Consider the following 13695-nt stretch of genomic DNA (forward strand, 5'->3'; position numbering starts at 1 on the left):
CCTTTCCTCAATTGCTACTAACTGAGTAACATTGTAACCTCTCGGCGCATCGTTAAGAAGCACGATCAACGTTTTTCTGAGCGAATGTTGCCGAGATGTTGAGGGGGCCGCGCAAGACGAGCCGGAGAGCCGCGCGAGGCGCGGGCAGCGCAGGGGGCGTGAGGACGCGGGGGCAAGGCTGCCGCTGGTTCGCGCGCAGGGCAAGCGGAGGCGCGGAGCTCGGGCGGGGGCAGGAAGCGAACGGGCGCAGGAAGCGAGCACGGCGTGGTACACTGTCGGGCATGAGCCTTTACGATGACATCCTCGCCTTCGAGCCGTTCAACGAGCAGGAGGCGGCCGACAAGCCGGTGATCCTGCGCGCGCTGCGCGAGGACCCGGCGTGCTTCGAGCGCGCGGCGCAGGCGCACATGGCGTGCTCCATCTGGGTGGTCGACCCCACGTTCACGCAGACGCTGCTCGTATACCACAACATCTACGACTCGTGGAGCTGGATCGGCGGGCATGCCGACGGCGAGCGCGACCTGGCGCGCGTGGCGCTGCGCGAGCTGGAGGAGGAGACGGGCGTGGCGGGCGCGCGGCTTCTGCCGTGCGGGCCGGGCGGCATCTACTCGCTCGAGGTGCTCACGGTGGACGGGCACGTCAAGCGCGGCGCCTACGTGAGCTCGCACCTGCACCTGAACGTGACGTACCTGGCCATGGCCGACCCCGCCGAGCCGCTGCGCGTCAAGCCCGACGAGAACAGCGGCGTGCGCTGGGTGCCGCTGAGAGACGCCATCGCGCTCTCGACCGAGCCGTGGATCCGCGACCGCATCTACCGCAAGCTCATCGACAAGCTGCCCGCCGCGCGCGCCGCCAGCGGCCTGCTCTAGCGCGCCGCCAGAAGCCTGCCCGAGCGCATCCCGCCCCGCTCAGGCAGCGCGGCCCGCTCGGTCGGACGCCAGCAACCTGCCCGGACGCGCGATCTTCCCTCGCCTTAGCTCTAGTAGTAGCGGTAGTACGCGGCGCAGCTTCCCTCGCTCGAGACCATGCAGGGTCCCACGGGGTTCTCAGGCGAGCACACCGTGCGGAACAGCGGGCAGTCGCTCGGGGGCATGATGCCGCGCAGCACGTCGCCGCAGCGGCAGCCCTTGTGCTCGACGGTGGGCTCCACCTCGGGCGCGAAGCGGCGCATGGCGTCGAAGTCGGCGAACTCCTCGCGGATGCGGTAGCCCGACCCGGGGATCTCCCCCAGCCCGCGCCACGTGGAGGCGCAGGTCTCGAACACCTCGTCGATGGCGGCGAGCGCCACGGGGTTGCCCTCGGGCATGACGCCGCGCGCGTACGCGATCTCGATCTCGGCGCGGCCCTCATGCAGCTGGCGCATGATCATGGCGATGCCCTGCAGCACGTCAACTGGCTCGAAGCCCGTGATGACGCCGGGGACGCCGTACTTCTCCGCGAGGAAGCGGTAGGGCTCGGCGCCGATGATGGTGCTCACGTGCCCCGGCAGGATGAGCGCGTCCACCTTGAGCGCCGGGTCGTTGATGATGACCTCGAGCGCGCCGGGCATGTTCTTGTGCGCGGCGTACACGCTGAAGTTCGCCAGGCCCGCCGCCTTCGCGCGCTTGACAGCCATGGCCACGAGCGGCGTGGTGGTCTCGAAGCCGACGCCCACGAACACGATCTGGCGGTCGGGGTTGTCCTGCGCGAGGCGCAGCGCGTCGAGCGGCGAGTACACGATCTCCACCGAGCGCCCGGCGGCCTGCTCCTGAAGCAGGCTCGAGGTGGAGCCCGGCACGCGCGTCATGTCGCCGAACGTGGCGATGGTCACCTCCGGCACGCGCGCGAGCGCGATCACCTTGTCGATGTCGTGGTTCGACGTCACGCACACCGGGCAGCCCGGGCCGCTGGCCAGGCGCGTGCCCTCGGGCATGAGGCCGCGGATGCCGTTGCGCGCGATGGCCACCGTGTGCGTGCCGCACACCTCCATGAGAGTGACGCCCGCCGGCGCCAGCGCGCGGATGGAGCCGATCAGGCCCCGTGCCAGCTCGGGGTCCTTGAACGCCTTGAGCTCTGCTCGCAGGTCACCCATCTCTCACGCCCCCGCGACGGCGATCTGCTCTTCGGAAACCCCCAGGTCCTCGCCTACGAGATCGGGGAACTGCCTGATGAGGTCGATGGTTTCCAGCGCGAACTGCTCGTCGACCACCTCGATGGCGAAGCCCGCGTGCACGAGCACGTAGTCGCCCTCGCCCGCCTGCGGCGTGAGGTCAACCGAGATGGAGCGCGTCACGCCCAGGATGTCGACCGTCGCCAGCCTGCCGTCCTCGATCTGGGTAATCTTCGCCGGAATCGCCAAGCACATGTCTGCCTTCTTTCACCCTCCGGTGTCGCGCGCGGAGGAACGTCACATCGCCTTCGTTTTCGCCCATGCTACCACAGCCTGGCCGAGCGAGACGCTTCCGTCGTTGGGCGGCAGGTCGCGGCTGATGGCGACCGTGAAGCCCGCGTCCTCGAGCGCAGACAGCGCGTGCTCGACCACGTAGCGGTTCATGAACACGCCGCCCGCGAGCACCACGGCCTCGATGCCGTACAGCGCACGCACGAGCTCGGCCGCCTGCGCGACGGCGCCCACCACGGCGTCGTGGAAGCGCCGCGCGATGACCGGCACGGGCACGCCTGATGCCACGTCGTCGAGCAGCCCGCGGAAGGTGGGCTCGGCGTCGAGCAGGACCACCGAGGTGTCCTGAGCCGTGCTCGCCTCGGTGGCCGTGTTCTTCACGACCGCCACCGCATAGCGCTCGGCGGCATCCGCAGCGGCGGCAGCTCCAGCGGCGTCCGCAGCGCCGACGACAGCGGCGTCTTCCGCATCGCCGGAGGCATCCCCTTCCGCGAGGTCGCCGATGGCCGCCTCCAGCAGGCACGCGCCCTCGCCCTCGTAGGCGGGCTCCGCGCAGACGCCGAGCAGCGCGCTGGCCGCGTCGAACAGGCGCCCGACCGAGGAGGTCAGCGGCGTGTTGATGCCCTGCTCGATCATGGCGTCGCAGATGCCCGCCTGCGCGCCGAGCGCCTCGAGCGTCGGCGCGGCGCCGGGGTGGTCCAGCAGGTCGAAGGCCCACAGCACGCCGTAGGCCATGCGCAGCGGGTGCTTGATGGCCGCCGCGCCGCCCGGCATGGGCACGTAGGCGAAGTTGGCGAAGCGCTCGAACGCCTGCAGGTTCGCGAGCATCACCTCGCCGCCCCAGATGGCGCCGTCGACGCCGTAGCCCGTGCCGTCGAACGCGATGCCGCACACCGCGTCGCGCAGGCCGTGCTCGGCCATGACCGCAGCCACGTGCGCGTGGTGGTGCTGCACCTCTGTCACGGGAAGCGCCTGGCCATGCGCCCACTTCGACGTGAGGTACTCGGGGTGCAGGTCGCAGGCGACCACGGCGGGCGCAAGCTCGAACAGCTCCTCGTAGCGCCGGCGCGCCGCCAGCCACGCGTCATAGGTCTCGGCGTTCTCCATGTCGCCGACGTGCTGCGAGACGAACGCCTCGGCATCCTGCGCGCCCTTCTCGCCTGCGCGCAGGAGCGCGAAGGTGTTCTTCTGCTCCGGCCCCGTGGCGAAGATGACGGGCGGAGCCGCGGCGTCGGCTTGCTCCGCCTGTCCCGCGAGGGCGAGCGGAACCGGAAGCGGCGCGTAGCCGCGGGCGCGGCGGATGAACTGCACGGCGTGCCCCGCGCTGCCCGCGCGGATCACGCGCACCACCGAGTCGTCGAAGCGCGTGAGGATGTCGCGGTTGTTCCCCAGAAAAGCGTCGGCCACGTCCGCCAGCTTCGCGTAGGCTTCCTCGTCGCTCACCACGATGGGCTCGTCGTGCAGGTTCCCCGAGGTCATCACCAGCATGGGAGGGAGGGCGCCGCCTTCCCCCGCCGCAGCGGCTTTGGCAGCCCCGACGACCCCGGCGGCACCTGCGCCCGCCCCCGCCGCAGCGGCGAAGTCGTGCATGAGGAGGTGCTGCACGGGCGTGTAGGGCAGCATCACGCCGAGCTCGCCCAGTCCGTCGGCGAGGCGCGGCGCGAGGTGCGCGCCCGCGCGCTTGCGCAGAAGCACGATGGGCCGCTGCGCGCCGGTGAGCACCGCCTCCTCCACCTCGTTGACCTCGCACACCGCGCGCACGTCGCCCACGTTGGCCATCATGACCGCAAACGCCTTGCCCTCGCGCCGCTTGCGCGCGCGCAGGCGCGCCACCGCCTCGGGGTTGTTCGCGTCGCATGCCAGGTGGAAGCCGCCGAGGCCCTTCACCGCCAGGATCTTTCCCGCGCGCAGGAGCTCGACCGCCCGCGCGAAGATGGCGTCGCTCTCCGCACGCGTCCGCCCCTCCGAAACCAGAAGGTCGCCTTCTCGCCGACGAGCAGGCGGAGGGCAGGCGCCTGTCGGAGCCGCAGCGTCAGCCTCGTCCGCTTGCCGCCAGGCAAACGAGACGACGGGGCCGCAGTCGAAGCAGGCGTCGGGCTGGGCGTGGAAGCGGCGGTCGAGCGGGTCGGCGTACTCGGCGGCGCAGCGGCCGCACATCGTGAAGTCGCGCATCGACGTCTTCGCGCGGTCGTACGGGAGCCCCTCGATGATGGTGAAGCGCGGGCCGCAGTTCGTGCAGTTGATGAACGGGTAGCGGAAGCGCCGGTCGTTGGGATTGAAGAGCTCGCGCAGGCAGTCGTCGCAGGTGGCGAGCTCGGGTGACACGAGCGTGGTCTGCTCTGCCGCGGCGGCGTCCGAGAAGCGGATCTCGAAGCGGTCGAAGTCCTCGAGCGGCACTTCCCTAAGCTCGATCTGCGTGACCTGCGCGGCGGCCGGCGCGTTGTCCGAAAGCTCCAACACGAACTCGTCGAGCAGCTTGCCCTCGCCTTCGGCGTGGATGTGGACGCCGTCAGTCGCGTTCAGAACCCAGCCGTTGATCAGGTACTTCTTCGCCATGCGATACACGAAGGGGCGGAACCCCACCCCTTGGACGATGCCCTGGACGTGTATGTCGAGCGCCTCTACCACAGCCGCGCTACTCGGCCTCTGCAGGCGCGGGCGCGGGGGTCACCACGGCGGTCACGCCCTCGACCTCATGCGCCTCGGCGCCCGCCGCAACTGCCGCAGCCGCCGCCGCAGCAGCCTCGGCCTCGGCAGCCGCGGCCTCCTCGGATTCGCGGTCCTCCGCAGCCGCGGCCTCCTCGGCCAGCGCGCGGTCGGTCATGATCTCGGCGATCGTCTCGTGCACCACCTGCGCGAGCATGCGCAGCGTCACGCCCGAGTTGTCGGGCAGGTGCAGGTGCACGCAGCGGCGCCCGCGGTTCGCCAGCGTGATCAGGTCTCCCGACGCCTGCGCCTTCGCGAGCGCGCCAAGCGACTCGGCCTCGCGCGGCAGCGGGATGTCCTTGAGCTCGTCGGCCGACAGGATCAGGAACACGCCGCAGTTCGGGCCGCCCTTCTGCAGCTGGCCGGTGGAGTGCAGGTAGCGCGGGCCCACCTCCAGGCACGACACCACGCCGAACGCCTCGGCCACGCCGTGGCGGATGGCCTCGAGCGCCTCGCGGCGCCCCTCGCCCGTGAACGGCAGAAACGCGTTCAGCGCGAAGAAGTCGCCCGGCTGGACCGACGAGAGCAGCGCGTAGAGGCTCGAGCGCATGTCGTCGCAGCCCTCGAACATCGGCGCCTGGCGCACCTCGACGGTGCCCATGTGGATCTCGTCGGTGAAGTTCTCCTCGTAGTCGGGCGCGGGCTGGCCCTCGCGCAGGATGTCGAGCACCACGGCCTTCGCCGACGCCACGTCAGGCTGGTCGAACGGGCACACCTTCATGAGGTAGCCGCACATGGCGATGGCGTACTCCCACATGACGAAGTGCTCCGCGAGCTCCTCCACCGAGTCGATGCGGTAGTTCTGGCGCGGGATGGACGAGTCCACGTAGGCGAGGCTCATCTCGAAGTTGCGGCGCTCGTCCCACAGGTCGGTCTTGGTCTGGTACATGATGACGCTGCGGTCGCCCGGGTCCTCGGTCAGAAGCAGCGAGTCGATCTCGATGTTGGGCAGGATGCCCTGGCCCTCCTTGCCCACCGACTCGGCGACCAGCTGCTCGATCCACAGGCCGAGCACGCGCCCGCGCTTCGGCGTGAGGAACGAGAACTTGTTGCGCCCCGCATGGTAGTTGTCGTACAGAAACGCCGCCAGGTTGATGGCCGGGTTGTCGATGGCGTCCTCGCTGCAGCGCTGCTCGGCCTCCACGGCGTGCTCGATGAACGCGTCGAGGTCGATGCCCGCGAGCGCCGCCGGCAGAAGCCCGAACACGGAGAGCGCCGAGAAGCGCCCGCCCACGGTGGGCTCGCCGGAGAACACCGCGCGCCAGCCTTCCGCCTTCGCCTGCTTCTCCAGGTCAGAGCCCGGATCCGTGATGGCGACCAAGTTCTTCGCCACGGCTTCCTCGCCGATCTGCTTGGCGAAGCTCTCGCGCAGCGCGCATGCGAGGAGGCGCGGCTCGATGGTGCCGCCGCTCTTCGACGAGATCACGACCAGCGTGGTGGCGGGGTTGCACGCCGAGAGCAGCTCGCGCATGCGCACCGGCGAGTCGGAGTCGAGCGTGCGGAACTTGACGCGGTTGGAGTCCTGCTTGTTGTACTTGGTGATGGTCATGGGAGCCTGCGTGGAGCCGCCCTGCCCGATGAGCACCACCGTGTCATACCCGTCGGCGACCACCTCGTCGGCGAACGCCTGGATCTCCTTGATGTCGCACTGCGGATGGCTGGCCAGGTCGGCCCAGCCCATGAAGTTCTCGGCGCACTTCTGCGCCTCCTCGGAAAAGTCGTACAAGGTGGCGTCCTTCGCGAAGATGCGGCTCGCCACGCACTCCTTCACCAGCGTCTTCGCTGACGGGTAGAGCTTCTCCATTTCTCCGGAAATCATAGGTTCCTTCTTCTCGAGGCGCCCCTCTCCCCTGCTTTCCCGGCAAGAGGCGCAAAAAGACCAAATTATGGAATTGCGGACATTCTAGCAAAGTACCTGCACGCGGCCTATTTCCAACCCTGCGTGTGGCGGTTCTGTGAAACGAGAGGCAGCCCGCAGGCTGCCTCTTGCCACTTGATGCCGTTTTCCCGGCTGTTCGCTACCGTCCTCGCGGTTTCGCGACCTTACAGCCCGAGGGCCTTCTTGAGGGCGCTCACGCGGCGGCGGGACACGGGGATCTTCTCCTCCACGCCGTTCAAGGTGAGCAGCAGCGTGCCGCCGGAGACCGACTCGATCTCCTCGACCAGGGACAGGTTCACCAGATACCCGCGGTGCACGCGGAAGAACCCGTGGCCGTCCAGGCGCTTCTCCAGCTGGGCCAGGCTCACCGTGGAGAAGTAGCGGTCGGTGTCGGTCTGCAGGTACGCGTAGTCGTCGCGCGCCATGACGAAGCGGATCTTGTCGATGCCGATGAGGATCTTCTTGCCGCCCTTCTCAACCGGGATGCGCTCGGACTTCTGCGCCTGCATGTGCAGCGACACCTGCTCGCGCACGCGCGTGATGGCCTGCGCCAAGCGCTCGGTCTCGACGGGCTTCACCAGGTAGTCGATGGCGTTCACCTTGAACGCGTCAAGCGCGTGCTCGCTGTACGCCGTCACGAACACGACCGCCGGGGGGAACTTGAGGTGACGCAGCGCCTCGGCCAGCTGCAGGCCGGTTGCCTCGGGCATGTTCACGTCGAGGAACATGACGTCACAGGGGTATTCCTTCAGCTTCTCGATGGCCTCGCGAACGCTGGCCGCCTCGGCGACCACTTCGACCTGGCCGACTTCATCTAAGAGGAAGCGGAGCTCTGAGCGCGCAGGGGCCTCGTCGTCAACGATGATTGCCTTGAGCACGTTTGCCTCCAAACACGGTACGGGAACGTAAAACTTCTTTCGTATTATAGAGCAGAACAACGCCTTTCGCCGAAAAAGCATGGCGATTTGTGTAGTTATTATGATGCTCGGCCAACGAACGCGGATGCCGCTCGCGGAGAGAATGCGCCCGCTCGCTTCCGAATGCCCGCCGTTCGCCGCGCCCGCGCGCTTCGCGCTAGCCGAGGTCGAGCTGCTGCAGGTCGAACAGCGCCAGCGCGTAGATCTTGAACGCGGTCTGCAGCTGCGCGACGCTCACGGTCTCGTCGGGGCCGTGTATGCCGCCGGCCCACGCGGGCATCTCGAGCCACGGCATCTCGGGGCCGAAGCTCGAGCCGCGCGTGAACTCGCGCGCGTACGTGCCGCCGCCGATGGTGAACGCCTCGCGCGACTCGCCGGTCACGTCGTTGTACGCGGCGAGCAGCGCCTGGATCTCGGGCGTGTCGGGCTCCACGAGGAACGGCTCCATGAGCAGGGTCCGCTCGAACGTGGCGCCGATGGGGTCGGTGAGCGCCGTCAGCGCCGCCGTGATCTCCTCGGGCGTGATCGACGTGGGGAAGCGGGAGTCCATCGTCTGCGCGAGGCGCCCGTCGGAGAGCGCGATGGTGCCGCCGATCACCGTGAGCGGGCCGAAGTAGTCGTCGGACGTCGCGATGCCCACGCCCGAGCCGTCGGTGGCGCCAAGAAGGCGCTGGTCGAAGGCGAGGAAGGCGCGCTCGGCCTCGTTGCACAGCGCGTTTTCCAGCAGGTAGTCCACGATGAGCGCGATCGCGTTCACGCCGGTCTCGGGCATGGCCGCGTGCGCGCTCTTGCCCGCGGCCTCGATGCGCGCGAGGCCCGGGCCCGCCGGCGTTACGGTCAAGCGCTCGGCGGCGGGCAGGCTCGCCGCGTCCGCCCTCACCACCGCATGCGCCTGCCCCGGCACCGCGTTGGTGGCCGCCCCGCCCTCGAACTCCACGATGACGCCGTCGCCGAGCGGCGCGCTCGTGATGCGCGCGTCGAAGCCGCCCTTCTCGCCGTAGCACACGGGGAACTCCGCGTCAGGCGTGAACAGGAACGTCGGGTCGGCGTAGCGCGCGCGGTAGTAGGGGACGTCGCCCATGCCCGACTCCTCGTTCGCGCCGAAGAGGAAGCGCACCGTGTGGCGCAGCGGCAGGCCGAGGCCCGCGAGGAAGCGCATGGCGTGCAGCGCCACCACCGAGGGCCCCTTGTCGTCGAGCACGCCGCGCCCCACGAGGCAGCCGTCCTTGACCGTGACGTCGTAGGGCTCGAAGCTCCAGCCCGGGCCCGCCGGCACCACGTCCATGTGCCCGATGATGCCGATCTGCGTGCCAGCCGTGCCCTCGAGGTCGGCGAACCCCATGTAGCCGTCGACGTCGCCCGTCGCGAACCCCATGCCCGCGGCGATGCCGAGCACCGCGTCGAGCGCGGCGCGCGGCCCCGGGCCGAAGGGCGCGCCGGGAGCCGCCGCGCCAAGGTCCTCGAAGCTCGGGATGCGCACCAGCGTGGTGATGTCCTCGAGCATGGCGGGCCAGTTCTCTTCCACGTACTTCTCTGCGGCGGTCATGACGTCGTTACGTTCCATGGCTTTCCTTTCGTCGGAGTGTTGCGGCAGGATGGTGCGGCGGGATGGTGCGTCGGGAGCGTTGCGGTAAAGCGTCAGCGGAGCATTGGCAGAGCATCGGAGGGCGTTGCGGCGGTGCGTCACGTCAGGCGCTGCGGCCGAATGCCCGTCAAGGCATCGCGGCGGAGCGTCGGCGACGAGGCGTTGCGGCAGGCACGGCACGAGCGCCGCGCCGTGAGCGCCACGTCACAAGCGCTGCGTCATAAGAGCTGCGTCACAAGCGCCGCGTTGCAAGCGCTGCGCCGTGAGCGCCACGTCACAAGCGCTGCCCTCCATTATGGCGGCTCGGCGCCGGAAAAGCACGCAGAACAGGGAATTGTTTTTCGCCCGGAATCACGTCGGGCCCTCGACGCTGCGCAGCCGTTCCGCTATACTAGGTCGATGCGCCCGGGTGGTGGAACGGCAGACACGTCGGTCTCAAAAACCGATGCCGAAAGGTGTGTGGGTTCGAATCCCACCCCGGGCACCATTCTTTTCGCACCGGGATCCACATATCCGCACTTACTCGCGTAAGCCTGTCGAGATTCGACTTACTTTTAGCCCAGCTCGTCAAATCAGATCGCACAACGAAAGCTGGAAGGGCCATGGCCTACACTCCCTTGAAGAAGGTCTCTCACCCCTCAGGTGATTCTGGATGAAACAAGGCCGTTATCGGCGATTTCCCGGGAAAAGTGGATGCGAAAGCGCCGTTGTCGGTGGTTTTCGGGGCTCGAACCGCCGATAACGGACGTTTTCCATCCAGCTTTTCAAAATGGTGGATGCAAAAAGGGCGTTATCGGTCGCCCGGGTCCCGAGGGGTCGAAAGGGCACCCTCTCGCTTCTCTACTCGCCTTGGAATAAGAGAGAGGGGGCTACAGCAGAAAGCCTCCGCTTCCCCTGCTTCGAGAAATTGAACAAGCAAGAAAAGAAGCGAGCTGCCCGCTTTGGCAAAAGATGATATGACGTCCATGCTACAATACGGTAATACCAGATGGAGCTACCTCAGAGAGGGCTAACATTGAACAGGGTGTTCGTGCTGGACAGGGTGATGGAGCGCCATCCCGAGCTGACGAAAGAGAACGCCGCCCATGCTTGGGAATTCTGCATCAGGAGCATGCCGAGGCTCGGCAAAGAGCCGGAAGAGCACGTCGGAATCGGATACGACGCAAGCGGACGACTCGTCGAAGTCGTAGCCATCAGAAGCAACGCGGGCGATTGGCTGATAAAGCATGCGCAGACACCGCCGCAGGAGTCGATAAAGCGCGAGCTTGGCCTTGGAAGGAGGAAGTCATGAGCGACAGGGAGCTGTGCGAGATGTTCGGCACCACGCTTGAGGAGGTGGAGGCCGACGTCGAGCGATACGAGAACGAAGATTTCTCGGACTTCGGCTTTGGCAAGCCAATCGACGGAAGACCAACGGCGAAGATGAGGACGACCTCGCTGAAGCTCTACGACTTCCAGCTCAAGGCGATAGACAGGGCCGCGAAGAAGGAGGGCGTCTCACGCTCGGAGTTCGTGCGCCGCGCGATAGACAACGAGCTTGTGGCCCTGGCATAGCCCTCGTGGACTCTACGCGAGGCGAGGGCAACGAGGAGGTCGTTGGCTTCCGACCTAGGGGCGCCGGCGAGAATAGAGCCAGATGTCCGCCGCCTTCTCGAGGACGGCCCCGCAGGACAGGCACTTCCGAGATGCATCGTAAAACGCTTGCATCTCAGGCGACAGCGGCTTCTCGCAGCGACCACGCCCCATGCAGAACAGGCGCACGCTACTCTTCGCCTTCCCTCGCCACACCTTCCCACGGCTGGAGCCGATCGTAGTCAAGGCCGAACTGCCCCTCGCAAAAACGCCCGCCCCGCTCATCAGCGTGGGCGAGCGTTTTGCTGCTCAAAAAAAGGCACCCGCCGCGGGAGTGCGGCGGGTGCCTTCGAGGTGCTTGCCAGACGGCCTTGCCGCCAGACTTGCCAGACTTGCCAGACGGCCTTGCCGCCGGGCCTGCGCGGCTTGCGCTTCGCTATGCGGCAGCTCAAGCTGGCTTCGCTTGCGGCGCGAACCTTGCAGCGCTTCGCTTGCGGCGCAAGACTTGCAGCGCTTCGCTTACAGCGCGAACTCCTTCTCGCCGTTGAAGACCGCGAGGGCGTCCTCGACGCTGTAGTCGGCCAGCGTGATGGCGCTGATGGCCTTGGTCAGGCGCACGGCTTCGTCGAGCGAGCGCTGGTGGATGTTGCGGCCGGTGGCGTTGCCGCACGCGCCGCCCACGTGGATCTGGTCGTGCAGCTGGGTGAGGAACGTCTCGGCGTCAACGGTGGAGCCGCCGGCGCACACCAGGCCGGTGCGGCCGGAAGCCATCGACGCGATCTTGAGCGCCTCGGCCGGGGTGCGGCCGTCCTCGGGCTTCGGCGGGTTCACCTTCACGAAGTCGGCGCCCAGGCACAGCGCCACGCCCGCGGCGCCGGCGATGAGGTCCGGGTCCTTCTCGGCGGTGACGGCCTTGCCGCGCGGGTAGATCCACAGCACCACGAGCAGGCCGTTCGCATGCGCCTGCGCGATGAGCTCGCCCGCCTCGGCCATCATGGTGGACTCGTACTCGCTGCCCAGGTAGATGGTGTAGCCGAGGCCCACGATGTTCACGCCCGCCTCGCGCATGGCGAGCACGGCGTCGAGGTCGGTGAGCTGCGGGGAGTACGGGTCCTCCTGCTTGGTGCCCACCAGGTTGGTCTTGGAGTTCATCTTGACCAGGTAGTTGATCTCAGGGTAGTCGGCCGCGTAGCGCGCGATGAGGCCGCGCTGGCCGGCCAGCACGCCGCAGACGCCCTGGCTGCCGATCTTGAACAGGTGCTCGGGCTCGGCGTCGGCGATGTCAATGCCCTCGCCGTAGAAGTCCTTGTTCAGGTGCTCGATCTTCTGATCGCAGGCGAACAGCATCAGGCGGCCCGTCTCGCGCGTGGCCTTCATGTAGTTGTCGACGTACACCTCACGCATGTCCGGCATGACGTCGGCCGGCACCTTCACCTGATCACGGGTGATCTTCGGCATGGGTTTCCTCCTTAAGGTTGGCTGTGCACGGAAGCGCCTCGCGCTTCCCAAACGTTCTTCTATTGTACCGAAAAGGCGCCGCCTCGGTAACGGCAGCAGGGCGGCATCAGGGCGAAAGACCTGTTTTCCGGCTTATTTTCGCGACCCGTAGTCACGCGGGTCGAGCTTCTCGAGCTCGCCGGCGCCCTCAGACACCACCGCGCGGCGCTCGAGCAGCCTTATGATGCGGTTGTAGCCCAGAACGCCCGCCACGGCCACCAGCGCGGCGACGGCGAAGATGATGGCGCTCTGCAGGTAGTCGCCCTGCACGATGCCCGCCGCCGCGTACGTCGACACGACGATGCCCGGGATGCGCGCGATGTTCGACAGCAGCAGAAACGCCCGCATGCGCATGTCGGTGAGGGGCACCAGGTAGGTGAACACGTCCTTGGGCAGGCCCGGGATGAGGAACAGGACGAACACCACCATGTTCAGCTTGCCCGACGCCTCGAAGCGGCGGAACTTGTCGAGGAACTTGGTGGGCACCATGCCCTGCACGAACGGCGCGCCGAGCTTGTGGACGAGCACGAAGACGAACGCGCTCGAGAACACGCAGCCCACGAGCACCACGGCGGCGCCTCCCCACGGGCCGTACAGCATGCCGGCCGCGATCTGCACCACCTCGCCGGGGATGAAGGCCACCACGATCTGCAGGAACTGGATGGCCAGCAGGATGGCGACGCCCGCGGGCCCGGCGTGCTGCACCTTCTCCATGACGCGGTCGAGGCCGCCCGGCTCGAACATCTCGTGGACGTAAGGCCAGATCAGCACGCATATGCCGCACATGAGCACGAAGAACGTCACCAGTCCTGCGAACTTGAAGATGTCGGCGGCGCTCATGACGTGGCCGTGGACGACCTTCTCCTCGTGCGCCTTGTCCTTCAGCGCGTCGATGCGCGGGTGCTCGTGGCTGTGGGCGTGCGCGTGCGCGTCCGCCGAGCTGCGCGCGCCCTCGTCAGCCGCAGCAGGCGCGCCGCCGTGCGCGTGCGCACCCGCGGCCGCGGCATCGCGTGCGCGTGCGCCTTCGGTCTGCCCTGCGGGCTCTTCGCTACTCTTTTCGCGCTCTGTCATATTCCTCCTTGAAGGCGGAGAACATGCCGCCTGCTTTCCTCAGGTGCGACCCCACCGCCCGCGCCGCGCCCTCGGCCCCCGCGCTCGC

11 protein-coding genes and 1 tRNA gene are annotated in these 13695 nt (G+C 67.8%); 4 read left to right on the top strand and 8 right to left on the bottom strand.

Annotation, left to right across the window (positions count from 1 at the left end; translation table 11 throughout):
- Positions 1-281 precede the first annotated feature (281 nt).
- Positions 282-869, top strand: a complete 588-nt coding sequence (locus G7Y49_RS06895) for an NUDIX hydrolase (RefSeq protein ID WP_165172356.1) — start codon at positions 282-284, stop codon at positions 867-869.
- A 110-nt stretch (positions 870-979) separates the two neighbouring features.
- Here G7Y49_RS06895 and hypD read toward each other — a convergent pair whose 3' ends face one another.
- The 6 genes from hypD to G7Y49_RS06925 form a co-directional block, all read right to left on the bottom strand.
- Complete coding sequence (gene hypD, locus G7Y49_RS06900; RefSeq protein WP_165172357.1) at positions 980-2071, bottom strand: hydrogenase formation protein HypD; 1092 nt, start codon at positions 2069-2071, stop codon at positions 980-982.
- Positions 2072-2074: 3 nt separating this feature from the next.
- The gene (locus tag G7Y49_RS06905; protein ID WP_165172358.1) at positions 2075-2344 is read right to left on the bottom strand and encodes a HypC/HybG/HupF family hydrogenase formation chaperone; all 270 of its coding nucleotides are present in this window, start codon (positions 2342-2344) and stop codon (positions 2075-2077) included.
- A 42-nt stretch (positions 2345-2386) separates the two neighbouring features.
- The gene (locus G7Y49_RS06910; RefSeq protein ID WP_165172359.1) at positions 2387-5008 is read right to left on the bottom strand and encodes a carbamoyltransferase HypF; all 2622 of its coding nucleotides are present in this window, start codon (positions 5006-5008) and stop codon (positions 2387-2389) included.
- 7 nt (positions 5009-5015) lie between these two features.
- Positions 5016-6905 (bottom strand): glucose-6-phosphate isomerase, encoded by a 1890-nt coding sequence (locus tag G7Y49_RS06915; protein ID WP_165172360.1) that lies wholly within the window; start codon positions 6903-6905, stop codon positions 5016-5018.
- A gap of 224 nt (positions 6906-7129) precedes the next feature.
- Positions 7130-7843, bottom strand: coding sequence for a LytTR family DNA-binding domain-containing protein (locus tag G7Y49_RS06920; protein ID WP_165047174.1), 714 nt, complete (start codon positions 7841-7843; stop codon positions 7130-7132).
- Positions 7844-8039: 196 nt separating this feature from the next.
- Entirely contained in the window at positions 8040-9446 is a 1407-nt protein-coding gene (locus G7Y49_RS06925) for a Sapep family Mn(2+)-dependent dipeptidase (protein ID WP_165172361.1), read from the bottom strand.
- Between the two features lie 424 nt (positions 9447-9870).
- Here G7Y49_RS06925 and G7Y49_RS06930 point away from each other — a divergent pair.
- The 3 genes from G7Y49_RS06930 (at position 9871) to G7Y49_RS06940 (ending at position 11021) form a co-directional block, all read left to right on the top strand.
- Positions 9871-9954, top strand: a tRNA-Leu gene (locus tag G7Y49_RS06930).
- A 501-nt stretch (positions 9955-10455) separates the two neighbouring features.
- Positions 10456-10758 (top strand): hypothetical protein, encoded by a 303-nt coding sequence (locus G7Y49_RS06935; protein WP_165172362.1) that lies wholly within the window; start codon positions 10456-10458, stop codon positions 10756-10758.
- Positions 10755-11021, top strand: coding sequence for a CopG family transcriptional regulator (locus tag G7Y49_RS06940; RefSeq protein WP_165172363.1), 267 nt, complete (start codon positions 10755-10757; stop codon positions 11019-11021). The genes G7Y49_RS06935 and G7Y49_RS06940 overlap by 4 nt, the downstream gene beginning before the upstream one ends.
- 537 nt (positions 11022-11558) lie before the next feature.
- Here the strand turns inward: G7Y49_RS06940 and G7Y49_RS06945 are convergent.
- Both G7Y49_RS06945 and G7Y49_RS06950 read right to left on the bottom strand, forming a co-directional pair.
- On the bottom strand, positions 11559-12497 hold the full coding sequence (locus G7Y49_RS06945; RefSeq protein ID WP_165172365.1) for an aldolase: 939 nt from the start codon (positions 12495-12497) through the stop codon (positions 11559-11561).
- Positions 12498-12629: 132 nt separating this feature from the next.
- The gene (locus tag G7Y49_RS06950) at positions 12630-13607 is read right to left on the bottom strand and encodes a TVP38/TMEM64 family protein (protein ID WP_241157311.1); all 978 of its coding nucleotides are present in this window, start codon (positions 13605-13607) and stop codon (positions 12630-12632) included.
- Positions 13608-13695 lie beyond the last annotated feature (88 nt).

The organism is Adlercreutzia sp. ZJ242 (genome assembly GCF_011038995.1).
GTDB lineage: Bacteria > Actinomycetota > Coriobacteriia > Coriobacteriales > Eggerthellaceae > CAAEEV01.

What these genes read in the sequence shown, in the direction of transcription:
- G7Y49_RS06895 (WP_165172356.1), top strand. Translation starts at nt 282, where the DNA reads ATGAGCCTTTACGATGACATCCTCGCCTTCGAGCCGTTCAACGAGCAG.
- hypD (WP_165172357.1), bottom strand. Translation starts at nt 2,071, where the DNA reads ATGGGTGACCTGCGAGCAGAGCTCAAGGCGTTCAAGGACCCCGAGCTG.
- G7Y49_RS06905 (WP_165172358.1), bottom strand. Translation starts at nt 2,344, where the DNA reads ATGTGCTTGGCGATTCCGGCGAAGATTACCCAGATCGAGGACGGCAGG.
- G7Y49_RS06915 (WP_165172360.1), bottom strand. Translation starts at nt 6,905, where the DNA reads ATGATTTCCGGAGAAATGGAGAAGCTCTACCCGTCAGCGAAGACGCTG.
- G7Y49_RS06925 (WP_165172361.1), bottom strand. Translation starts at nt 9,446, where the DNA reads ATGGAACGTAACGACGTCATGACCGCCGCAGAGAAGTACGTGGAAGAG.
- G7Y49_RS06935 (WP_165172362.1), top strand. Translation starts at nt 10,456, where the DNA reads ATGGAGCTACCTCAGAGAGGGCTAACATTGAACAGGGTGTTCGTGCTG.
- G7Y49_RS06940 (WP_165172363.1), top strand. Translation starts at nt 10,755, where the DNA reads ATGAGCGACAGGGAGCTGTGCGAGATGTTCGGCACCACGCTTGAGGAG.
- G7Y49_RS06945 (WP_165172365.1), bottom strand. Translation starts at nt 12,497, where the DNA reads ATGCCGAAGATCACCCGTGATCAGGTGAAGGTGCCGGCCGACGTCATG.
- G7Y49_RS06950 (WP_241157311.1), bottom strand. Translation starts at nt 13,607, where the DNA reads ATGACAGAGCGCGAAAAGAGTAGCGAAGAGCCCGCAGGGCAGACCGAA.